Annotated in this window: 18 protein-coding genes; all 18 read right to left on the bottom strand. The window is 66.9% G+C overall.

Annotated elements, in window-relative coordinates:
- Positions 1-15 precede the first annotated feature (15 nt).
- The gene (locus ACSSV8_RS14520; protein ID WP_454282923.1) at positions 16-2,835 is read right to left on the bottom strand and encodes a molybdopterin oxidoreductase family protein; all 2,820 of its coding nucleotides are present in this window, start codon (positions 2,833-2,835) and stop codon (positions 16-18) included.
- A gap of 122 nt (positions 2,836-2,957) precedes the next feature.
- The gene (locus ACSSV8_RS14525) at positions 2,958-4,091 is read right to left on the bottom strand and encodes an acetate/propionate family kinase (protein ID WP_454282924.1); all 1,134 of its coding nucleotides are present in this window, start codon (positions 4,089-4,091) and stop codon (positions 2,958-2,960) included.
- Complete coding sequence (locus ACSSV8_RS14530; RefSeq protein ID WP_454282925.1) at positions 4,088-5,020, bottom strand: phosphate acyltransferase; 933 nt, start codon at positions 5,018-5,020, stop codon at positions 4,088-4,090. Before ACSSV8_RS14530 ends, ACSSV8_RS14525 begins: the two co-directional genes overlap by 4 nt.
- An 84-nt stretch (positions 5,021-5,104) precedes the next feature.
- A complete protein-coding gene (gene xsc, locus ACSSV8_RS14535) occupies positions 5,105-6,877 on the bottom strand; it encodes a sulfoacetaldehyde acetyltransferase (RefSeq protein WP_454282926.1) in 1,773 nt (590 codons plus the stop codon).
- 113 nt (positions 6,878-6,990) lie between these two features.
- Positions 6,991-8,193, bottom strand: coding sequence for a 3-oxoadipyl-CoA thiolase (pcaF, locus tag ACSSV8_RS14540; protein WP_454282927.1), 1,203 nt, complete (start codon positions 8,191-8,193; stop codon positions 6,991-6,993).
- Complete coding sequence (locus ACSSV8_RS14545; RefSeq protein WP_354539349.1) at positions 8,190-8,585, bottom strand: RidA family protein; 396 nt, start codon at positions 8,583-8,585, stop codon at positions 8,190-8,192. The genes pcaF and ACSSV8_RS14545 overlap by 4 nt, the downstream gene beginning before the upstream one ends.
- Entirely contained in the window at positions 8,582-8,989 is a 408-nt protein-coding gene (locus ACSSV8_RS14550; protein WP_454282928.1) for an acyl-CoA thioesterase, read from the bottom strand. The genes ACSSV8_RS14545 and ACSSV8_RS14550 overlap by 4 nt, the downstream gene beginning before the upstream one ends.
- Positions 8,989-9,675 carry an ABC transporter ATP-binding protein gene (locus ACSSV8_RS14555; protein ID WP_454282929.1) on the bottom strand — a complete coding sequence of 229 codons (687 nt, stop codon included), beginning with the start codon at positions 9,673-9,675 and terminating at the stop codon, positions 8,989-8,991. The genes ACSSV8_RS14550 and ACSSV8_RS14555 overlap by 1 nt, the downstream gene beginning before the upstream one ends.
- Entirely contained in the window at positions 9,672-10,421 is a 750-nt protein-coding gene (locus ACSSV8_RS14560; protein WP_454282930.1) for an ABC transporter ATP-binding protein, read from the bottom strand. Before ACSSV8_RS14560 ends, ACSSV8_RS14555 begins: the two co-directional genes overlap by 4 nt.
- The gene (locus ACSSV8_RS14565) at positions 10,414-11,397 is read right to left on the bottom strand and encodes a branched-chain amino acid ABC transporter permease (RefSeq protein ID WP_354539345.1); all 984 of its coding nucleotides are present in this window, start codon (positions 11,395-11,397) and stop codon (positions 10,414-10,416) included. Before ACSSV8_RS14565 ends, ACSSV8_RS14560 begins: the two co-directional genes overlap by 8 nt.
- The gene (locus tag ACSSV8_RS14570; protein ID WP_454282931.1) at positions 11,394-12,314 is read right to left on the bottom strand and encodes a branched-chain amino acid ABC transporter permease; all 921 of its coding nucleotides are present in this window, start codon (positions 12,312-12,314) and stop codon (positions 11,394-11,396) included. The genes ACSSV8_RS14565 and ACSSV8_RS14570 overlap by 4 nt, the downstream gene beginning before the upstream one ends.
- A gap of 57 nt (positions 12,315-12,371) precedes the next feature.
- A complete protein-coding gene (locus ACSSV8_RS14575) occupies positions 12,372-13,502 on the bottom strand; it encodes an ABC transporter substrate-binding protein (protein ID WP_354539343.1) in 1,131 nt (376 codons plus the stop codon).
- 38 nt (positions 13,503-13,540) lie between these two features.
- Positions 13,541-15,163, bottom strand: a complete 1,623-nt coding sequence (locus ACSSV8_RS14580) for an AMP-binding protein (RefSeq protein ID WP_354539342.1) — start codon at positions 15,161-15,163, stop codon at positions 13,541-13,543.
- Positions 15,160-16,317, bottom strand: coding sequence for an acyl-CoA dehydrogenase family protein (locus ACSSV8_RS14585; protein ID WP_454282932.1), 1,158 nt, complete (start codon positions 16,315-16,317; stop codon positions 15,160-15,162). Before ACSSV8_RS14585 ends, ACSSV8_RS14580 begins: the two co-directional genes overlap by 4 nt.
- Positions 16,317-17,120 (bottom strand): enoyl-CoA hydratase family protein, encoded by an 804-nt coding sequence (locus ACSSV8_RS14590; protein WP_454282933.1) that lies wholly within the window; start codon positions 17,118-17,120, stop codon positions 16,317-16,319. Before ACSSV8_RS14590 ends, ACSSV8_RS14585 begins: the two co-directional genes overlap by 1 nt.
- A complete protein-coding gene (locus ACSSV8_RS14595) occupies positions 17,117-17,584 on the bottom strand; it encodes a MarR family winged helix-turn-helix transcriptional regulator (RefSeq protein WP_454282934.1) in 468 nt (155 codons plus the stop codon). The genes ACSSV8_RS14590 and ACSSV8_RS14595 overlap by 4 nt, the downstream gene beginning before the upstream one ends.
- Positions 17,581-18,300 carry an SDR family NAD(P)-dependent oxidoreductase gene (locus tag ACSSV8_RS14600; RefSeq protein WP_454282935.1) on the bottom strand — a complete coding sequence of 240 codons (720 nt, stop codon included), beginning with the start codon at positions 18,298-18,300 and terminating at the stop codon, positions 17,581-17,583. The genes ACSSV8_RS14595 and ACSSV8_RS14600 overlap by 4 nt, the downstream gene beginning before the upstream one ends.
- A complete protein-coding gene (locus ACSSV8_RS14605; protein WP_454282936.1) occupies positions 18,297-20,594 on the bottom strand; it encodes a bifunctional salicylyl-CoA 5-hydroxylase/oxidoreductase in 2,298 nt (765 codons plus the stop codon). The genes ACSSV8_RS14600 and ACSSV8_RS14605 overlap by 4 nt, the downstream gene beginning before the upstream one ends.
- Between the last annotated feature and the right edge of the window lie 34 nt (positions 20,595-20,628).

The raw sequence follows: 20,628 nt of genomic DNA on the forward strand, positions 1-20,628 counted from the left end.
CCAGAAGAAACCGGGTCATTTTCCCACCGTCCATGCGAGGTGATCGGGGCCTTGCCCGACCGGCGATTTGATCGGCGCGAAGCCGGGTTGCGCCTCTGACGGGGCTTGTGTCTTCTCGATCTTCACACGCAGGTCGAACCATGCCGCCTGCCCGGTGATCGGATCGGAGTTGGACCATCTGAGGCCGTCGCCCTTGGGCGGCAAAAGCTCGTGGATGAGGTGGTTGAGCAGGAAGCCGCGTGTCGCCTCCGGCGCGTCCTCGGAGAGCGCCCAGGCCCCCTTGCGCTTGCCGATGGCGTTCCATGTCCAGACGGTGTTCTCATTCAGCGCCGCCATATGGGCCACGGGCACGGTGATCTCGCCATGGGGCGAGGTGACGCGCGCCCAATCGCCCGTCGCAAAGCCGTGCTTCTGCCACAGCTTTGTCGGCAGGTAGAGCGGGTTGTGCCCGTGGATCTGCCGCAGCCAGGCGTTTTGCGTGCCCCAGGAATGATACATCGCCATCGGGCGTTGCGTGAGCGCGTGGATGGGGAATTCGTCGGTATCGATGGCCGTATCCTCGAAGGGCGGATACCAGATCGGCAGCGGGTCCATCGTGGATTTGATGCGGTCGCGCAGGTGATCCGGGGGCTGACGCTCGCCATGCCCCTCGGCGGCCAGTTGGAACCTGCGCATCGGCTCGGCGTAGAGGTCGAAGATGTAGGGCTGGGGTTTGTCGAAAATGCCGATGCCCACGGCCCAGTCCTGATAGGCCCTGTTCCAGGGTTTGTAATACTGCGCCGCCTCGGGAATGTGGCTGACGAAAAAGCCGCCGTTCTCGATATAACGGTCGATCTGCGCGGGGTTGGGCGCGCCGCGCCCCGTATCAGACCCGTCGCCGCGAAAGCCAATGAGCGGGCCGATGCCCGGCTTGCGTTCGTGGTTGACCATGTAATCGGCGTAATCGGTGTAGCGCGCGGTGCCGTCCTCGGTGGTGAAACCGGGCAGTTTCAGCTTGTTGGCAAGCTGCACAAGCACCGTCTGGAAGCCGCGCACGTCGCGGTCGGGCGTGACCACCGGCCAGCGGATCGCATCCGCCGCCGCGTCCGCCTCGCAAATCGGGCGGTCGAGCAGGGAAATGCAGTCGTGCCGCTCCAGATAGGTGGTATCGGGCAGGATCAGGTCGGCATAGGCGACCATTTCGGAACTGTAGGCGTCCGAGTAGATGATATGGGGAATGACATAATCGCCGTTTGCATCCCGGTCGGTGAGCATCTCCATCACTCGGGCCGTGTTCATCGAGGAATTCCACGCCATGTTGGCCATATACATGAAGAGCGTGTCGATCCTGTAGGGATCGCCCGCATGGGCATTGGAGATGACCATATGCATCAGCCCATGCGCCGACATCGGGTTTTCCCAGGTGAACGCCTTGTCGATGCGCGCGGCGCTGCCGTCTTCCTTGAGGGCGAGATCTTCGGGGCCGCGCGGATAGCCCAGATGCGGGCCATCGAGCGGCTGGCCGGGCGTGGTTTTGCAATGCGGCGTGGGGTGGGCGCTGACCGGTCTGGGATAGGGCGGCTTGAACCGGAAACCGCCGGGCACCTCGACCGTGCCCAGCAGGATTTGCAGCACATGCAGCGCGCGGGCGGTCTGAAAGCCGTTGGAATGGGCCGAGATGCCGCGCATGGCGTGAAAACTCACCGGGCGACCCACCATCGTCTGATGCGTCTCGCCGCGAAAATCGGTCCATGCGTGATCGAGGGTGATTTCCTCGTCAAAGGCCACGCGGGCGATCTCGGCGGCGATGCGGCGGATCTTGTCGGGGCTGATGCCGCAACGCGCGGCCACCGCCTCGGGGGCGTATTGCGGATCGAGATAGCGTTCGGCCATCAGGTGCATGACCGGACGGTGGGTGATGCCATCTGCCTCATGGGTGGCGCTGAGATCGGGGCGCACGCCCGGTTTGTCGAACGCGGTGGGTTTGCCGGTGCTGCGGTCGATGACCAGCGGCTTGCCGCCCTCGTCGCGCAGGAAAAGCCCGTGCTCGGGCGAGGCGGGATCGCCGTTGATGAGCACCGGCGCGTTGGTGTAGCGGGCGAGGTAATCGAGGTCGATCTTGCCCGCCGCCATCAGCTCGTGGATGAGCGAGAGGATGAACAGGCCATCGGTGCCCGGCGTGATGGCCACCCAGTCATCGGCCACGGCGTTGTAGCCGGTGCGAATGGGGTTGACGCCGATCACCTTTGCGCCGCGCGCCTTGATGCGGCCAATCCCCATCTTGATCGGGTTCGAATCGTGATCCTCGGCCACGCCGAAGAGGATGAATAGCTTGGTGTGGTCCCAATCGGGCTGCCCGAACTCCCAGAACGCGCCGCCCATCGTGTATATGCCAGCCGCCGCCATGTTGACCGAGCAGAAACCGCCATGCGCGGCATAGTTGGGCGTGCCGAAATTCTGTGCCCAATAGCTGGTGAAGCTCTGAGACTGGTCGCGCCCGGTGAAGAAGGCGAGTTTCGACGGGTCGTCGCGGCGAATGGGTTCCAGCCAGTCGCAGGCTATCTGCAATGCCTCGTCCCAGGAGATTTCCTCGAACTCGCCCGAACCGCGCGGGCCCACACGCTTCAAGGGCGCGCGCAGCCGCGACGGCGCGTTGTGCTGCATGATCCCCGCCGAGCCCTTGGCGCAGAGCACGCCGCGGTTCACCGGGTGGTCGCGGTTGCCCTCGATATAGGCGACCTGTCCGCCCTTCATGTGCACGTTGATGCCGCAGCGGCAGGCGCACATGTAGCATGTCGTGCGGCGCACCTCGTCCGAGACATGGGGCGAAGTATCGAGCCGGGGTTGGTGTGTCATGCGTGCGCGCCTCCTTGGGCGGGAGATTAGGACAGGATCGCGGGGCTTGCGACCCGTATTCCGCTAAATTCCCCATTCCCGAACATATGTTTTTAAAATTCGAAAATGGCAGGTGTCATGTTCTACTTCGGGGCCTCCAGCAGGGCCAGCGCATCTGCGGCGATGCGGGCCTCCTCGGCGGCGGGGACGATCCAGATGGGCAGGGAGCCCGCCGCGTGAAGGCGCGGCGCGCCTGCGGCGTTCGCGGCCTCGTCGAGCCGCGCGCCAAGCCAGGCCAGGCCGTTGGCGATACGCGCGCGTATAGGGGCCGCGTTCTCGCCGATGCCGCCGGTGAAGGCTATCGCATCGACGCCGCCCATGGCGGCGATGAGCGATCCGGCGTGGCGCGTGGCCCAGTAGCAGAAATGGTCGATGGCAAAGCGGCTCTCGGCGGTGTTCGCCTCGATGAGGGCGCGCATATCCGATGGCCCGCCCGAGAGGCCGCGCAACCCGCTCTCGTGGTTGAGCAGGTGGCGGGTGGCGTCGATGCCGTCCTCCTCGGCCAGCCGCAGCACCGCGTTGCCGTCGATCTCGCCCGCGCGGGTGCCCATGGTCAGCCCGCTGAGCGGCGAATAGCCCATGGTGGTGGCGACCGACTGCCCGTCGCGGATGGCGCAGAGCGAGCAGCCGTTACCCAGATGCAGCGCCAGAAGGCGGGCGGGCAACGGCGCACCCGAAAGGCGCGGCAGCGCCTCGGTGAGCGCGGCGAAGGAGATGCCGTGAAAGCCGTAGCGCCGGATGCCGCGCGCGGCGATCTGCGCAGGAATAGCGTAGCGGGTGGCAAGATCGGGGTTGGTGGCGTGAAAGGCGGTGTCGAAGCTTGCGGTTTGCGCAAGGCTCGGTGCGAGGCGCGCCAGCGTCTCGATGGCGGCAAGATTGTGGGGGTTGTGGAGCGGCGCGAGGGGGACGGCGGCGCGGATCGCGGCAAGGGTGTCGGGCGTGAGGCGCGCGGGCGCGGTGAGGTTGCCGCCATGCACCACGCGATGCGCTGCCACGTGAAAGGCCGAGAGCGGATAGCCCTCGTCGGCAAGGCCCGTGAGGACCGCCCCGAGGGCGCTCTTGTGCTCGGGAAAGTCACGCGTCTGCGATATGTTGCCGACCCTAAGTCGGCCCGTGTCGCCGATGCCGTCGGCGCTGCCGCTCACTTGCTCGACGAGCCCGCCGTCAAAGACGGCGACCTTGATCGAGGAGGACCCGGCATTCACCACAAGGATCATGGCGCTGCCCCAATTACGCCGAGGGCCATGGAGGCCATGCGCTCCTCGGCCCCCTGCGCCCGCGAGGTCAGCAGGATCGGCACCTTTGCGCCCAAAACGACGCCCGCACAACAGCACCCCATGCCAAAGGCCATCAGTTTGAACACGGCATTTCCCGTGGTGATGTTGGGCGTCACGAGTATGTCGGCGTCCCCCGATACGTCGGATTCGAAATTCTTTGCCTCCGCCGCGGCGCGTGACAGGATCAGGTCCATGGCCATGGGCCCCTGCACAATGGCCTGCGGCAACGCCCGCGCTGCCCAATCCGCGATCTGGCGCGCTTCCATCGTGTTCGGAACCGATGGCGTGGGGTCTTCGGTCGAGGCAAGGATAGCGGCCTTTGGCCGCTGGATTCCCAGCTTCATCGCAAGCGCCACCGCATGGGCGAGGCACGCCTGCCGCGTTTCCACGTCCGGGTCCACGTTCAGCGCGGCATCGGTCAGCAAAAGTGGCCGGTCCGAGCCGGGCATGGTGATATGAAACACATGTCCGCACATCGTTCCGGGGGCACGCAGCCCCGCCGCCGACGGCAACAGACCCTTGAGGAACACCGACGTGTGAATCTGTCCTTTCATGATGGCCCCCACCTCGCCCGAGCGCGCCATCCGCGCGGCCCGATGCGCGGCGGCCTCTTTGGGGGCATGGATGAGCGGCAGCCCCGAAATGTCCCAACCTATCTCGTCCGCCGTCGCCTTGATCTTTTCGGTGTCCCCGATCAGCACCGGAGTCGCGAGGCCTGCCTCGGCGGCCTCGCGCGCGCCCTGCAACGCGTTGGGGGAACCGGCATTCACGACGGCCACGCGCAGTGCGGGCAGACCCCGCGCCCGGTCCAGCAACGATGGCGGGCACACAGGCCGGGTCCTCGCAAGAAACGGATAAGGCTCTGTCATGGTCTGGTCCTGTCGAAATGCAACGGCTTCAAGATAGTCCGCACGCGCTACCTTGTCCGCTCGGGGTTACAGCCGTGCGACGGCTCAGACCTGCGCGCGCATGTCGGCAGGGTCGATCCCGGCCACGGCCACCGGTTTCTTCATCGCATCGCGGCGGAACGGTTCGCCCAGTTCCTGATTGATCATCGCCTCGATGAGGGTGGTCTTGCCATGCTCCATCTGGTCGCGGATGGCGGTTGCCAGCGCGGCGGTCAGCTCTTCCATGGTGCGCGCAACCACGCCTTGCAGGCCGCAGGCGCGGGCGATGCCTGCATAGCTGACCTGTTCGTCAAGTTCGGTGCCGATGAAATTGTCGTCATACCAGAGCGTCGAATTGCGCTTTTCCGCGCCCCATTGGTAGTTGCGGAACACGACCTGCGTGATCGCGGGCCATTCGGGGCGGCCGATGGCGGTCAGTTCGGTGACGGCGATGCCAAAGGCCCCGTCGCCAGCGAAGCCCACCACCGGCACATCGGGGCAGGCGATTTTCGCGCCGACAATGGACGGCAGACCATAGCCGCAGGGGCCGAAAAGCCCCGGCGCGAGGTATTTCCGCCCCGCCTCGAACGACGGGTAGGCGTTGCCGATGGCGCAGTTATTGCCGATGTCGCTGGAGATGATCGCCTCTTTCGGGAGTGCGGCCTGAATCGCCCGCCAGGCCATGCGCGGGCTCATCCAGTCGGGCTTGGCCTTGCGGGCGCGCTCGTTCCAGGTGGTGCCGGGATCGTCCTCTTCGTGGTCCATCGAGGACAGCTGCTGCGCCCAGGCCGATTTGCGTTGCGCAATCTCGGCGCGGCGCTCGTCCCGGCCCGCGTCGCCGGCGCTCTCGGAAAGGTGGTCGAGGATCGCCTCGGCCACCTGTTTCGCGTCGCCCACGATGCCCACAGAGACCGGCTTGGTCAGGCCGATGCGGTCGGGGTTGAGATCGACCTGGATGATTTTTGCTTCGCGCGGCCAGTAGTCGATGCCATAGCCCGGCAGGGTCGAGAACGGGTTGAGGCGGGTGCCGAGGCAGAGCACCACGTCGGCCTTGGAGATGAGCTCCATCGCCGCCTTGGAGCCGTTATAACCCAGCGGCCCGGCAAAGAGCGGGTGCGAGCCGGGGAAGGCGTCATTGTGCTGATAGCCCACGCAGACCGGCGCATCGAGCCGCTCGGCCAGCGCGCGCGAGGCCTCGATGCCGCCTGCGAGCACCACGCCCGCGCCGTTGAGGATGACCGGGAATTTGGCCTCCGACAGCAGCCGCGCCGCCTCGGCAATCGCCGCAGCCCCGCCCGCGGGCCGCTCGAAGGCCACCATGGCGGGCAGGTCGATATCCACCACCTGCGTCCAGACATCGCGCGGAATGTTGATCTGCGCGGGCGCAGAGGCACGTTTGGCCTTGAGGATCACGCGGTTGAGCACCTCGGCGATGCGGCTGGGGTCGCGCACCTCTTCCTGATAGGCGACGCAATCGGCAAAGAGGTTCATCTGTTCCATTTCCTGAAACCCGCCCTGCCCGATGGTCTTGTTGGCGGCCTGCGGCGTGACCAGCAGCAGCGGCGTGTGGTTCCAGTAGGCGGTCTTGACCGGCGTCACGAAATTGGTGATGCCGGGTCCGTTCTGCGCGATCATCATCGACATGCGGCCCGAGGCGCGGGTATAGCCATCGGCCATCATCCCGCCCGAGCCCTCATGCGCGCAGTCCCAGAAGGTGATCCCCGCCTTGGGGAAGAGATCGGAAATCGGCATGAAGGCCGAGCCGATGATCCCGAAAGCATGTTGAATCCCATGCCTTTGCAGGGTTTTGACAAAGGCTTCCTCGGTGGTCATCTTCATGGGCGTATCCTCGGGAATGGGGGTATCATCGGCGCGGATGTTAGCGGCCCCGGTCGGGCGGGGTTAGGGCCAGTTGCGAGGGGCATTTCATGCCAATGGGCGTCTGCAAGCCGTCATGCGCGCCGCAAGAGCACCGCGACGCCCTGACCGACACCGACACAGAGCGTGGCGATGGCCATGGCGGCCTCGCCCTTCGAGATGGCCAGGGCCGCCGTGCCGACAAGGCGCGCGCCTGACATGCCAAGGGGATGGCCGAGCGCGATGGCCCCGCCGCGCGGGTTGATATGCGGCGCGAACGGGTCGAGGGAAAGCGCGCGACAGGTGGCGATGGCCTGTGCGGCGAAGGCCTCGTTCAGCTCGATCAACTCGATCTCCGCCACCGCCACCCCTTGCCGCTCGCAAAGTCGCGTGACCGCCGGAACGGGGCCGATGCCCATGACGCGCGGTGCCACACCCGCCGAGGCCGCGCCGACATATTCCGCGAGCGGCGTAAGCCCGTGGCGCGCCACCGCGCGTTCCGACGCCAGAAGCAGCGCCGCCGCGCCATCATTGACGCCCGAGGCATTGCCCGCCGTCACGCTGCCGCCCGCACGGAACGGCGTGGGCAGGGCGGCGAGTTTCTCAAGCGTGGTCGCGCGGGGGTGTTCATCGCGGTCGACAATGACGGCCGCGCCCCGGCGCTGCGGCAGGGTCACGGGGGCGATTTCCTCGGCCATGCGGCCGCTGTCGATGGCGCGGGCGGCGCGGGTCTGGCTCGAGAGCGCAAAGCGGTCCTGATCTTCGCGGCTGACGCCATGGGCCTCGGCCACGTTTTCGGCGGTCTCGGGCATGGAGCAGGTGCCGAAGCGGGCCGCGATCACCGGATTGACGAAGCGCCAGCCGATGGTGGTGTCGTGGATTTCCGCATGGCGGTCATAGGCCGAGGTGGATTTGGGCATCACGAAGGGCGCGCGGCTCATGCTTTCGGAGCCGCCCGCGATGACCAGATCACCCTCGCCGCACTGGATCTGGCGCGCGCCCGCGATGACCGCATCCATCCCCGAGGCGCAGAGCCGGTTGATCGTGTGGGCGGGCACGCTCTCGGGCAGGCCCGAGAGCAGCACCACCATGCGCGCAAGGTTGCGATTATCCTCGCCCGCCTGATTGGCGGCACCCATCACCACCTGATCCACTGCCGCCCAGTCGAGATCGGGCTGCCGCGCCATCAGCGCCTGAACGGGATGCGCGGCCAGATCGTCGGCGCGCATCGCCGCCAGCGCGCCGCCATAGCGCCCGATGGGGCTGCGGATATAGTCGCAGACAAAGACGCGGGTCATTGCAGATGCGCGGTGGCTTCGATCTCGACCAGCGCCTCGTCCTCGATCAGACCCGCGACCACGACCATGGACATGGCCGGAAAATGCCGCCCGAACACCTCGCGGTAGGCGGCACCGACCTCGGGCTGACGCGCGAGATACTCGCGCTTGTCGGTCACGAACCAAGTCAGGCGGGTGACATCCTCGACCCTGCCGCCCGCCGCCTCGACAATGGCGCGGATGTTGTGCAGGGCCTGACGCATCTGGCCTATGAAATCGTGGCTCTCGAAACGCTGCTCACCGGTCCAGCCGATCTGGCCGCCGATGTGCAGCACGCCGTCGCGCGTGAGCACGCCGTTGGCATAGCCCTTGGCGGGCAGCCAGCCGTCGGGCTGAATGATCTTGTGGGTCACGGGGTTGGCTCCGTTCTCTGGGTCAGTTTGTCTCGGATCGCATCGGGCCATGGCACGGGGCGGCCACCCGGCCCGATCAGGACGAGCGTTGCGCGGGTCTCGAAGCGGGTCTCGCCGTCGCAGGCGGCGGTGAGGAGATAGGTCAGGGAGGTGCGCCCCACGGCGTGGATGGCAAGGCGCAGGATCAGCGTTTCACCATGGCGCGACGGCGCGGAAAACCGCGTGTCGATCTGCACCGTGGGCACCGCACCCGCCCCATGCAGCCGCTCCCACGGCCAGCCGAGTTCGTCGGCGAAGAAGCCCTCGAGACAGTCGTTCACCATCTCGAAATAGCGCGGATAGAACACGATCCCTGCCGGGTCGCAGTGGCGGAACAGCACCTTTTGCGAGACGCGATAGCCCATCACACCCCCACGTAACGTTCGCTGAGGTCAGGGGTAAGGTCAGCCATGGCCCCCGCCCAGACGGTGCGCCCGCGCTCCAGAATCACGGCGCGGTCCGACACGCCCGCAAGCTCGCGCACCGACTTGTCGATGAGCAGGATGGAAAGCTGTGTGTCACGCTTGAGCGCCCGGATCGCGGACCAGATTTCCTGCCGCACGATGGGGGCAAGGCCCTCGGTCGCCTCGTCGAGGATCAGAAGGCGCGGATTGGTCATCAGCGCCCGCCCGATGGCCAGCATCTGCTGCTCGCCCCCCGAGAGCGAGGCGGCGCGCTGCGTCAGCCGCTCGCCCAGACGCGGGAAAAGCGCGGTCACGCGCGCCTCGGTCCAGTCGCCGGGGCGCGCGGCGGCGATCAGGTTTTCATGCACCGTCAGATCGGCGAAACAGCGCCGCCCCTCGGGGACCAGCCCGACACCCAGCCGCGCGACGCGGTGGCTGGGCAAGGGGTGCAGGTCCTGGCCCGCAAGGCTGAGATGGCCGCCCGATTGGATCATGCGGCAGATCGCCTTGACGGTGGTGGTCTTGCCCATGCCGTTACGGCCCATGAGCGCAACCACCTCACCCTCTGCAAGCTCCAGATCGACACCGAAAAGTGCCTGAGAGGTGCCGTAGCTGGCCGTCAGCCCGCGGAGTTTCAGCAAGCTCATGCGTCCTCTCCCAGATAGGCGGTGCGCACGGCGCGGTCGGCGCGGATTTCGGCCACCGTGCCGGTGGCGATGACGCGGCCCGAGGCCAGCACGCTGATCCGGTCGGCCAGCGCGAAAACCGCGTCCATGTCATGCTCCACCAGCAGGATCGGGGCCTCGTCGCGCAGCCCGTCGAGGAACCCGGTCAGGCGTTTTGAGCCGCCCGCGCCAAGCCCCGCCATCGGCTCGTCCATGAGAAAGGCGCGCGGGCGGAGCGTGAGCGCCACGGCGACTTCAAGCTGGCGGCGCTGGCCGTGGCTCAATTCCGAGGTGCGCTTGTCATGGTCCCCGGCCAGCCCGACACGCTCCAGCGCGACCATGGCGCGCGCGCGCAGATCCTCGTCCCCCGTGGCGCGCGACCAGAACCGCCAGGGCCGCCCCTCGGCCCCGAGCGCGCCCAGCAGGACGTTTTCAAGCACGCTGTCCTCCATCGCCAGCGCCGAGATCTGGAAGGTGCGGCCAAGCCCCGCGCGGGCGCGGGTCGCGGTGCCGTCCTGCGTCACGTCGCGGCCCATCAGCATGACGCGCCCCGCATCGGGCCGCAGCCCGCCCGAGATCTGCGCGATCAGCGTCGATTTGCCCGCGCCGTTGGGGCCGATGAGGGCATGGATTTCGCCCGCGCGCAGGTCGATCGACACATCGTCGGTGGCCCGGAGCGCGCCGAAGCTTTTCATCAGGTTGTGGGTAGCAAGGATGGTCTCAGACATGCGGCCCTGCCTTTCCGGTGAGCATCCCCACGATGCCGCCGCGCGCGAAGAGAACGATGCCCAGCAGGATCACCCCCAGCCAGATATGCCAGAACGCGGTCAGCGCGCCCAGCCAGTGTTCGAGCAGCACGAAGAGGCAGGCCCCGATCACCGGCCCCATCAGCCGCCCCACGCCGCCGATGACGATGAGCACGATCAATTCGCCCGAGAGTTGCCAGCTGAACATGGTCGGGCTGACGAACCGGTTGAGATCGGCGAAAAGCGCGCCCGCAAGCCCGGTGATCGCGCCCGAGATGACGAAGGCCACCAGCTTGAGCCGCAGGGGCGAGAGGCCCACCGTCTCGACCCGTGCGGGCACCTGCCGCGCGGCATTGAGCGCAAGGCCGAAGGGCGCGTCGCGCAGCCGGGCAAAGACCAGCAGCGCGCCGCACAGAAGCACGAAGCACAGGCCGAAGAACTGGATCGGGTCGAGCGTATTGAGCCCCGGAAAGCCGTTGCGCACATAGACCGACAGGCCATCCTCGCCGCCATAGGTGCTCCAGGAGATGGCGAAGTAATAGAACATCTGGCCGAAGGCGAGGGTGATCATGATGAAATAGACCCCCGAGGTGCGCAGGCTCAGCAGCCCGATCAGCAGTGCGGCCAGTGCCGAGGCCACCACCGCCACCAGCCAGATCAACGGCATGGACTTGCTGCCCGCGATGGAAAAGGGCCCCAGATCGAGCGTGGTATAGGTCTGCGCGTGATAGGCGAGGATGCCCATGGCATAGCCGCCGAGACCGAAAAAGACAGCATGGCCAAGGCTGACCAGCCCGCCGATGCCAAGCGCGATGTTGAGGCCCACGGCCGCCAGCGCAAGGATCGCGGCGCGGGTGGCCAGCGTGATGGTGAAGGGCTGATCAACCGCCAGCGCCCAGAGCGCGACACCGGCCAGCCCCGCGAGAACGGCAAGCGTTACAAGACGTTCGGGGATCATGCGCGCGCTCCGAATAGGCCCGAGGGCCGCCAGATCAGGACAAGGCTCATGACGATGTAGATGGCCATCGAGGCCAGCGCCGAGCCGGTCTGCGTGGCCACGTCGGGGGCCATGAAAAGCTTGAACACCTGGGGCAGGAAGATGCCGCCCAGCGTATCCGTGAGCCCGACCAGCAACGCGCCGACAAAGGCCCCCTTGATCGAGCCGATCCCGCCGATCACGATCACCACGAACGCGAGGATCAGCACCGGCTCGCCCATGCCGACCTGCACCGACTGGATTGCGCCCACCAGCGCCCCGGCAAGCCCCGCCAGCGCCGCGCCGAGGGCAAAGACCAGCGTATAGAGCTTCGAGATGTCCACGCCGAGGGCTGCGATCATCTCGCGGTCATTCTCGCCCGCGCGGATCTGGATGCCGATGCGCGTGCGCGCCGTGAGCCACCACAGAAAGAGCGCGACCAGAAGGCCCACACCGATGAGGGTGAGGCGGTAAAGCGGATACTGGATCCCCCCCGGCAGCGTCACCGGCCCCGAGAGCGCCCCCGGCACATCGAGAAAGAGCGGGAAGGAGCCGAACACAAGCCGCGTGCCTTCCGAGAAGATGAGAATGAGCGCGAAGGTCGCCAGCACCTGATCAAGATGGGCGGCCCGGTAGAGCCGCCGGATCACCAGCACCTCGATCAGCACCCCCGCCAGCGCCGCGCCCGCCAGCGCCGCAATCAGCGCCAGCCCGAAAGAGCCGGTCGCCCCCGCGACCCAGGCGGCGGCGAAGGCCCCCACCATGTAGAGCGAGCCATGCGCCAGGTTGATGAGCCCCATCACCCCGAAGATGAGCGTGAGCCCCGCGGCCATGAGAAACAGCATCACCCCGGACTGAAGCCCGTTGAGGATCTGCTCTGCGATCAGGATGCCGGACATGGTGCGCCTTTCATTCCCCGCCGCAGCGCCCCGGCCCGAAGGCCGGGGCGCGCGCGCTTACATCTTGCACTCGGCGGCGTAGGCGTCGCCGTGATCCTCGAGCGCGACACCGATCACCTTGTTGGTGAACACATCGCCCTCCTGGATCACCTCGCGGGCATAGATGTTCTGGATCGGGTGATGGTTCGGCCCGAAGCGGAACGCGCCGCGCGTGGAGGCGAAATCGGCGGCGCGCAGCGCCTCGCGGAAGGCGTCGGCGTCCGACACATCGGCCTTTTCCAGCGCCGAAACCAGCAGGTTCGCGGTGTCGAACCCCTGGCTGGCATAGAGCGAGGGCAGGCGGCCATACTTGGCCTGAAACGTCTCGACAAAGGCCACGTTGGCGGCGTTGTCGAGGTCCTTGGACCATTGCGAGGTGTTCACCACGCCAAGTGCGGCCGGCCCCACGGCCTGCAAGATGCCCTGATCGAAGCTGAAGGCGGGACCCACGACCGGCAGGCCCACGCCCGAATCGGCATATTGCTTCAGAAACGAAATCCCCATGCCGCCGGGCAGGAAGAAGAACACCGAATCCGCCCCGCTGGCGCGGATCTGGGCGATCTCGGCGGCGTAATCGGTCTGGCCAAGCTGGGTGTAAAGCTCACCCGCCAGTTCGCCCTCATAGAACCGTTTGTAGCCGGTGAGCGCGTCCTGCCCCGCCGGATAGTTGGGCGCGAGGATGAAGCTGTTCTTGTAGCCCGCCGAATTGGCATAGGCCCCTGCCGCCTCGTGCAGGTTGTCGTTCTGCCAGGCCACGTTGAAATAGTTCTGGTGACAGCCCTTGCCCGCCAGAGCCGACGGTCCGGCATTGGGCGAGAGGTAAAACTTGCCCTGCGCGACCGCGCCCGGAACGACCGCCATGGCGAGGTTGGACCAGATGATGCCGGTCAGCACATCGACCTTCTCGGACTGGATCATCTTGTCGGAAAGCTGCACCGCGATGTCGGGCTTTTGCTGATCGTCCTCGATCACCACCTCGATATCGCTGCGCCCCGATTGCTCGATCGCCAGCATGAAGCCATCGCGCACGTCGATCCCAAGCCCCGCGCCGCCGCCCGAAAGCGTGGTGATCATCCCCACCTTGACCTCGGCCGCCGCGCCCGTGGCGGCAAGCGCCAGCGCCGCCGCGCTCATCATCAGTTTTTTCATTGTCGGTTCTCCCTTTTGGTTCTGGCCATTTTCCCTCGTCATGTCGCAGCGCCCGGCCTCAGGCGAAATCTTTGTATCTTGCCGCTCTCGGTCTTGGGTAGCCCCTTCGTGAAGATCACCGAGCGGGGATATTTGAACGGCGCGATCACGGCCTTCACATGCGCCTGCAAGTCCGCGATCATCGCCTCCGAAGGCGCGTGGCCCTCGGCCAGCACCACATGCGCCTCGACGATGGCGCCGCGCTCGGGGTCGGGTGCGCCGATCACGGCGCATTCGGCCACCGCCGGGTGCGCGAGCAACGCCGCCTCCACCTCGGGCCCGGCGATGTTGTAGCCGGAACTCACGATGATGTCGTCATTGCGCGCGGCAAAGTGGAAATAGCCCTCGGCGTCGCGGGTAAAGCTGTCGCCGGTGATGTTCCAGCCGTTTTGCACATACTCGGCCTGCCGCTCGCCATGCAGATAGCGGCAACCGGTCGGCCCGCGCACGGCAAGCCGCCCGATCTCGCCCGGGGCAGCCTCCTGCCCGTCCTCGGTCAGAACCCTGGCCTCGTAACCCGCGACCGGCTTGCCGGTGCAGGCGGGGCGGTGATCGCCGAAGCGGTTGGAGATGAAGATATGCAGCATCTCGGTCGCGCCGATGCCGTCGAGCATGGATTTGCCGGTTTTCGCCTGCCACTCCTCGTAGACGGGGGCGGGCAGGGTCTCGCCCGCCGAGACGGCGGCGCGCAGGCTGCTGAGGTCCGCGCCCTCCTCCATCGCGCGCAGCATGACGCGATAGGCGGTCGGCGCGGTCAGGCAGACCGTGGCGCGGAATTTCTCGATGATCTCGATCAGGTTCGGCGGCGAGGCGTTTTCCAGAAGTGCCGCCGACGCCCCGAAACGCAGCGGGAAAATCGCCAGCCCCCCCAGCCCGAAGGTAAAGGCCAAGGGCGGCGAGCCGACAAAGACATCCTCGGGGGTCACCCCCAGAACCTCGCGCGCATAGCCGTCCGCGATTATCAGAAGATCGCGGTGAAAATGCAAAGTCGCCTTGGGGTTGCCGGTGGACCCCGAGGTGAAGCCAATGAGCGCCACATCGTCCTGCGCGGTGTCGGCGGCGTCGAACGTGACGGGCTTTTCCAGCGCCAGCCGGTCCAGTTCGGCATCGTGATTGGCGGTGCCGTCAAAGCCCGCGACGGTGCGCAGGAACGGGCTGTCCCTGGCGGCAATCGCCAACTCGTCCATCAGCCGCGTATCACACAGCGCGTGGCTGATTTCCGCCTTCTCGATATATTTCGCCAACTCGCCCGCGCGCAAGAGCGGCATGGTGTTGACCGCGACCGCGCCCGCCTTGGTCACCGCCAGCCAGCAGGCCACCATCGCCGGGTTGTTGGCCGAGCGGATCAGCACGCGGTTGCCCGGCCTGACGCCCAGATGATCGACAAGGACATGGGCAAGCCGGTTGGTCCAGTCGGTCAGCTCCTTGTAGGTGCGCCGCCGCCCGTTGCCAATGAGCGCGGTGCGGTCGCCAAAGCCCCGCGCCACCATCGCATCGGTCAGTTCCACCCCGGCGTTGAGGCGGTCGGGGTAATCGAACCCGTCCAGCAGCAGGTCGGGCCATTGGTCCTTTGGAGGCAGGTTGTCGCGCGTGAAGGTGTCGGTATGGGCTGATGGTCTCATGCCTCTTTCCCTCCCTCATGGGCGGCCAGCGTCTGACGCGCGATCACCACGCGCTGCACATCGCTTGCGCCCTCGTAGATGCGCAGGGCGCGGATTTCGCGGTAGAGCCGCTCAACCGTCTCGCCCGCGCGCACCCCGTCGCCGCCATGAAGCTGCACGGCGCGGTCGATGATCTCTTGTGCCGTTTCGGTGGCGAAAAGCTTGGCCATCGCCGCCTCTCGCGTGACACGCGGCGCGCCCCGGTCCTTGGCCCAGGCAGCGCGGTAGATCAGCAGGGCGGCGGCATCGACATCGAGCGCCATGTCGGCGATATGGCCCTGCACCATCTGGAGTTGAGCCAGCGGCGCGCCCTGCACATGGCGGGTGGTGACGCGGGCCAGCGCCTCGTCCAGCGCGCGGCGGGCAAATCCGAGGGCGGCAGCGGCGACGGTGGAGCGAAAGACATCGAGCACCGACATGGCGATCTTGAAGCCTTGCCCCGGTGCCCCGATGAGCGCCCTTGCCGGGATGCGGCAACCATCGAAGCGCAGCCGTGCCAGCGGGTGCGGCGCAATGGTTTCCAGCCGTTCGGCCACGCTCAGCCCGGCCGTGTCGGCGGGCAGCACAAAGGCCGAAAGGCCCCGCGCGCCGGGGGCCTCGCCGGTGCGGGCGAAAACGGTATAGACATCCGCGATGCCGCCATTGGAAATCCAGGTCTTTTCACCGTCGAGCACATAATCGCCGCCGTCGCGCGTGGCGGTCATGGTCGAATTGGCCACGTCCGAGCCGGAGCCGGGTTCAGTGAGGGCAAAGGCGGCAATCGCCGCGCCGCTGCGCGTGCGCGGCAGCCAGCGGGCCTTTTGCGCGTCAGAGCCGAAAAGCGAGAGCGCGCCGGTCCCAAGCCCCTGCATGGCAAAGGCGAAATCCGCAAGGCCGTCGTGGCGCGCCAGCGTTTCGCGCGCCAGGCAAAGCGCGCGCACGTCGAGCGGGCCATCAAGGCTGGCCGTCACCTCGAGCAGCCCCGCCGCGCCCAGATCGCGCACCAGCGCGCGGCAGGCACCATCGGTTTCGGTGTGATCGACGGCAAGTTTGGCCGCAACAACCTCCACCCGCGCGGCCCAGTCGCGGTGACTGGCGTCGAAGAACGGCCAGTCGAGATAGGTGTGATCGGCCATCAGTCGCCCTCGAACACGGGTTTTTCACGGGCCACAAAGGCCTCGTAGGCGCGGGTAAAATCGCGGCCCTGCATGCAGATCGCCTGCGCCTGTGCCTCGGCCTCGATCGCCTGATCGAGGCTCATCGACCATTCCTGCGCCAGCATCGTCTTGGTCATGGAATTGGCGAATGTCGGCCCCGCGACGATCCGGTCGGCCAGCGCCATCGCCTCCATCTCCAGCATCTCGGGCGCGACGAGACGGTTGAAAAAGCCCCAGCGTTCGCCCTCATCGGCGCTCATGCTGCGCCCGGTATAGAGCAGTTCCGCCGCGCGGCCCTGCCCGATGAGGCGCGGCAGGATCGCGCAGGCCCCCATATCGCAGCCCGCCAGCCCGACGCGGTTGAACAGGAACGCGGTTTTCGCGCATGGCGTGGCGATCCGCAGGTCCGAGGCCATGGCGAGGATCGCACCCGCCCCGGCACAAACCCCGTCCACCGCCGCGATGATCGGCTTGCCGCAATGGATCATCGCGCGCACCAGATCGCCGGTCATGCGGGTGAAATTCAGCAGGCCCTTCATGTCCATCCGCGTCAGCGGGCCGATGATCTCGTGGACATCGCCGCCTGAACTGAAATTGCCGCCATTGGGCAGGATCACCACCGCGTGCACATCCTCGGCGTAGCTGAGCGCGCGGAACCAGTCGCGCATCTCGGCGTAGCTGTCGAAGGTGAACGGGTTCTTGCGCTCGGGCCGGTCATGGGCGATGCGCGCAATGCCGCCCGCGATCTCGCAGCAGAAATGGGTGGTCTCATGGATATTCATTCTTGGCCCTCCCGTGCCATCGCCTGCTTGACGAGCCGCGTCATGGTGGCGATCTCGGCCCCGTCGAGCGCGCCGAGTGCGGCGTCAACCCAGCCCTCATGATCGGCGGCAAGGCGGTCGAACACCTCGCGCCCCCGCGCCGTCAGCCGCGCCGTCTGCGCGCGCCGGTCGCCGGGCACCGCCATACGCAGCGCGAGCCCCTCTTCGGTCAGCCGGTCCACGATGCCGGTCACATTGCCGTTCGAAACGCGCAGATAGCTGGAAAGCTCACTCATCCGCAGCCCCTCGGGATGGCGCGCGAGCGCCGCCATCACGTCAAAGCGCGGCAGGGTGGTGTCGTGCGCCTCCCGAAGGTTGCGGCGCAAGTCGGCCTCGATCCCGCTGGTGAGCTTCAAGAGCCGCAGCCACAAGCGTAGCCGATCCTTGGAGAGGTCCTGCGCCTCTGCCTGTGCCCGCCCGATCATGCCTCGCCCCCCGAGACCGAGAGCGCGTGGCCATTGACCGAACCCGCAGCGGAAGAGGCGAGGTAGAGCGCGGCGGCCGCCACCTCTTCGGGGGCGATGAGGCGGCGCATGGGATTGCCCGCGACGACCATGGCGGTGGCCTTGTCGCGGTCCAGGTCAAGGCGCTGCATCAGCCCGGTGATGGCCGTCTCGGCCAGATCGGTTTCGGTGAAGCCGGGGCAGATGGCGTTGCAGGTGATACCGGACCGGGCCACCTCGAGCGCGACCGAGCGCACCAGACCCAGCACGCCATGCTTGGCCGCGGTATAGGCGGGCACGCTGGCATTGCCCTTGAGCGCTGCGGTCGAGGCGATGGCAATGAGCCGCCCGCCCGCGCCCATCCCCCGCAGTCCGGCGCGGAACGTGAGGAATGTGCCGGTGAGATTGACGGCAAGGGTCCGGGTCCAGTCGTCGAGCGTCACCTCCGAGAGCTTGCCCGCGCGGCCCGTTCCGGCATTGGCAATGACCACGTCATAGGGGCGTTCGAACAGTGCCTCGACCTGCGCCTCGTCGGTCACATCGGCCAGGCGGCAGGTCATGGCATGGCCTTGGGCCGTCTCCTGCAAGGGTCCGGGCCGCCGTCCGGCGATCGTGACCTCATCGCCCGCCGCGGCAAAGGCGCGGGCAATCGCGCGCCCGATCCCCGAGCCGCCCCCCGTGACCAGAACCCGCCTCATGCGCGCAACACCTCCGCTTCGCGGTCCGCAAGGCGCCAGAGCTGATCGCGCCCCGCGAGATAGGGCAACGGCCAGTCGGGGGCGTTGCGGTCGCCGATGCGCGCCGCCTCGTGCAGCGTCCAGTAAGGGTCACTCAGATGCGGGCGGCCCACGGCCACCAGATCGGCGCGGCCCGCCATCAGGATCGAATTGGCGTGATCGGCCTCGTGGATATTGCCCACGGCCATGGTGGGGATGCCCGCCTCGTTGCGGATGCGGTCCGAGAAGGGGGTCTGGAACATGCGGCCATAGACGGGGCGCGCGTCAGGCGTGGTCTGCCCCGCACTCACGTCGATGAGGTCGGCCCCGGCCCCGTGAAAGGCGCGGGCAATCTCCACCGCCTCTGCGGGCGTCACGCCCTCGTCGCCCATCCAGTCATTGGCCGAAATGCGCACCGACATCGGCTTGTCCCCGGGCCAGACGGCGCGCATCGCGGTGAACACTTCGAGCGGATAGCGCAGACGGTTTTCCAGACTGCCACCATGGGCATCGGCGCGGATATTCGAGACCGGCGAGATGAAGGACGACAGGAGATAGCCATGCGCCGCGTGCAGCTCGATCATGTCGAAACCTGCGCGCGCCGCCATGTCCGCCGCCGCGACGAACTGATCGCGGACGCGCTCCATATCGGCGCGGGTCATCTCGCGCGGGGTGGCGTTCGCGCGCGACCATGGCAGGGCTGAGGCTGACATGACCTCCCAATTGCCGTCAGGCAGAGGCCGGTCCATCCCCTCCCAGCCGATCCGGGTCGAGCCCTTGCGTCCCGAATGGCCGATCTGGCAGCAGATCCGCGCGTCGGTCTCGGTATGGACGAAATCCACCAGCCGCCGCCACGCCGCCTCGTGCTCGGGCGCGTAGAGGCCGGGACAGCCGGGCGTGATCCGGCCCTCCGCGCTGACACAGGTCATTTCCGTATAGACAAGCCCCGCGCCGCCCTTGGCGCGTTCGCCGTAATGCACCAGATGCCAGTCGGTCGGGCAGCCATCCACCGCCTTGTATTGCGCCATCGGCGAGACCACGATGCGGTTCTTGAGCGCCATGTCACGCAGCCTGAACGGCGCGAACATCGGCGCGCGCACCGGGGCCTGCGCGTCAACGCCCGCGCGGGTCTGGAACCACCGCTCGGCACTTTCCAGCCACTTCGGATCGCGCAGACGCAGGTTTTCATGGGAAATGCGCTGCGAGCGCGTGAGCAGCGAATAGGCGAATTGCGCCGGGTCGAGATCGAGATACCGCTCGACCTGCTCGAACCATTCAAGGCTGTTGCGCGCCGCCGATTGCAGGCGCAGCACCTCGATCCGGCGCTCGTCCTGATAGCGCTCGAACGCCGCTTGCATGCTCGGCTCGGAATGCAGGTAGCTGGCCAGCGAAATCGCGCTGTCAAAGGCCAAGCGCGAGCCGGAGCCGATCGAGAAATGCCCGGTCGCCGCCGCGTCGCCCATCAGCACGACATTCTCGTGATGCCATTTCTCGCAGATCACGCGGGGAAAATTCATCCAGACGGCCGAGCCGCGCAGATGCGCCGCGTTCGACATCAGCTCATGCCCGCCCAGATGCGCCTCGAAGATGCGGCGGCAGGTTTCGACCGTCTCTTCCTTGGACATGGCCTCGAATCCCCAACGGTCCCAGGTGCCCTGCTGGCATTCGACGATGAAGGTCGCTGTGTTGTCGTCGAACTGGTAGACATGCGCCCAGACCCAGCCGTGTTCGGTCTTTTCGAAGATGAAGGTGAAGGCGTCGTCGAATTTCTGGTGGGTGCCGAGCCAGACGAACTTGCATTCGCGCATGTCGATATCGGGGCGGAAGATATCGGCGTATTCATTGCGCACGCGCGAATTGATGCCGTCGCAGGCGACGACAAGGTCGTAATCTTGCCGGTAGCTCTCGGCGCTGGCGAATTCGGTCTCGAAACGCAGCTCGACGCCCAGTTCGCGGGCGCGGTCCTGCAAGAGGATGAGCATCTGCCGCCGCCCGATCCCGGCGAAACCATGCCCGCCGGAGACAGTGCGCACGCCGCCATGCACCACCGCGATATCGTCCCAATAGGCAAAGTGGTCGCGGATCGCCTGCGCGCTCTGGGGGTCGTTTTCCTTGAGGTTGTCGAGCGCGTCGTCCGAGAGCACCACGCCCCAGCCAAAGGTGTCGCGGGCGCGGTTGCGCTCGATCACCACAACCTCGTGCGCGGGGTCGCGCAGCTTCATCGAGATGGCGAAATAAAGCCCCGCAGGGCCGCCCCCAAGACAGGCAACACGCATCCTCAGCCCTCCCTATCGCGCCGTCGCAGACCGA

The sequence above is a fragment of the Roseovarius sp. MBR-79 genome (genome assembly GCF_053628555.1).

Excerpts from the sequence above, each read along its gene's own strand:
- ACSSV8_RS14525 (WP_454282924.1), bottom strand. The coding sequence starts at position 4,091 with ATGATCCTTGTGGTGAATGCCGGGTCCTCCTCGATCAAGGTCGCCGTC.
- ACSSV8_RS14600 (WP_454282935.1), bottom strand. The coding sequence starts at position 18,300 with ATGAGGCGGGTTCTGGTCACGGGGGGCGGCTCGGGGATCGGGCGCGCG.
- ACSSV8_RS14520 (WP_454282923.1), bottom strand. The coding sequence starts at position 2,835 with ATGACACACCAACCCCGGCTCGATACTTCGCCCCATGTCTCGGACGAG.
- ACSSV8_RS14590 (WP_454282933.1), bottom strand. The coding sequence starts at position 17,120 with ATGAATATCCATGAGACCACCCATTTCTGCTGCGAGATCGCGGGCGGC.
- ACSSV8_RS14570 (WP_454282931.1), bottom strand. The coding sequence starts at position 12,314 with ATGTCCGGCATCCTGATCGCAGAGCAGATCCTCAACGGGCTTCAGTCC.
- ACSSV8_RS14605 (WP_454282936.1), bottom strand. The coding sequence starts at position 20,594 with ATGCGTGTTGCCTGTCTTGGGGGCGGCCCTGCGGGGCTTTATTTCGCC.
- ACSSV8_RS14530 (WP_454282925.1), bottom strand. The coding sequence starts at position 5,020 with ATGACAGAGCCTTATCCGTTTCTTGCGAGGACCCGGCCTGTGTGCCCG.
- ACSSV8_RS14575 (WP_354539343.1), bottom strand. The coding sequence starts at position 13,502 with ATGAAAAAACTGATGATGAGCGCGGCGGCGCTGGCGCTTGCCGCCACG.
- ACSSV8_RS14580 (WP_354539342.1), bottom strand. The coding sequence starts at position 15,163 with ATGAGACCATCAGCCCATACCGACACCTTCACGCGCGACAACCTGCCT.
- xsc (WP_454282926.1), bottom strand. The coding sequence starts at position 6,877 with ATGAAGATGACCACCGAGGAAGCCTTTGTCAAAACCCTGCAAAGGCAT.
- ACSSV8_RS14595 (WP_454282934.1), bottom strand. The coding sequence starts at position 17,584 with ATGATCGGGCGGGCACAGGCAGAGGCGCAGGACCTCTCCAAGGATCGG.
- ACSSV8_RS14550 (WP_454282928.1), bottom strand. The coding sequence starts at position 8,989 with ATGGGCTATCGCGTCTCGCAAAAGGTGCTGTTCCGCCACTGCGACCCG.
- ACSSV8_RS14560 (WP_454282930.1), bottom strand. The coding sequence starts at position 10,421 with ATGTCTGAGACCATCCTTGCTACCCACAACCTGATGAAAAGCTTCGGC.
- pcaF (WP_454282927.1), bottom strand. The coding sequence starts at position 8,193 with ATGACCCGCGTCTTTGTCTGCGACTATATCCGCAGCCCCATCGGGCGC.
- ACSSV8_RS14555 (WP_454282929.1), bottom strand. The coding sequence starts at position 9,675 with ATGAGCTTGCTGAAACTCCGCGGGCTGACGGCCAGCTACGGCACCTCT.
- ACSSV8_RS14585 (WP_454282932.1), bottom strand. The coding sequence starts at position 16,317 with ATGGCCGATCACACCTATCTCGACTGGCCGTTCTTCGACGCCAGTCAC.
- ACSSV8_RS14565 (WP_354539345.1), bottom strand. The coding sequence starts at position 11,397 with ATGATCCCCGAACGTCTTGTAACGCTTGCCGTTCTCGCGGGGCTGGCC.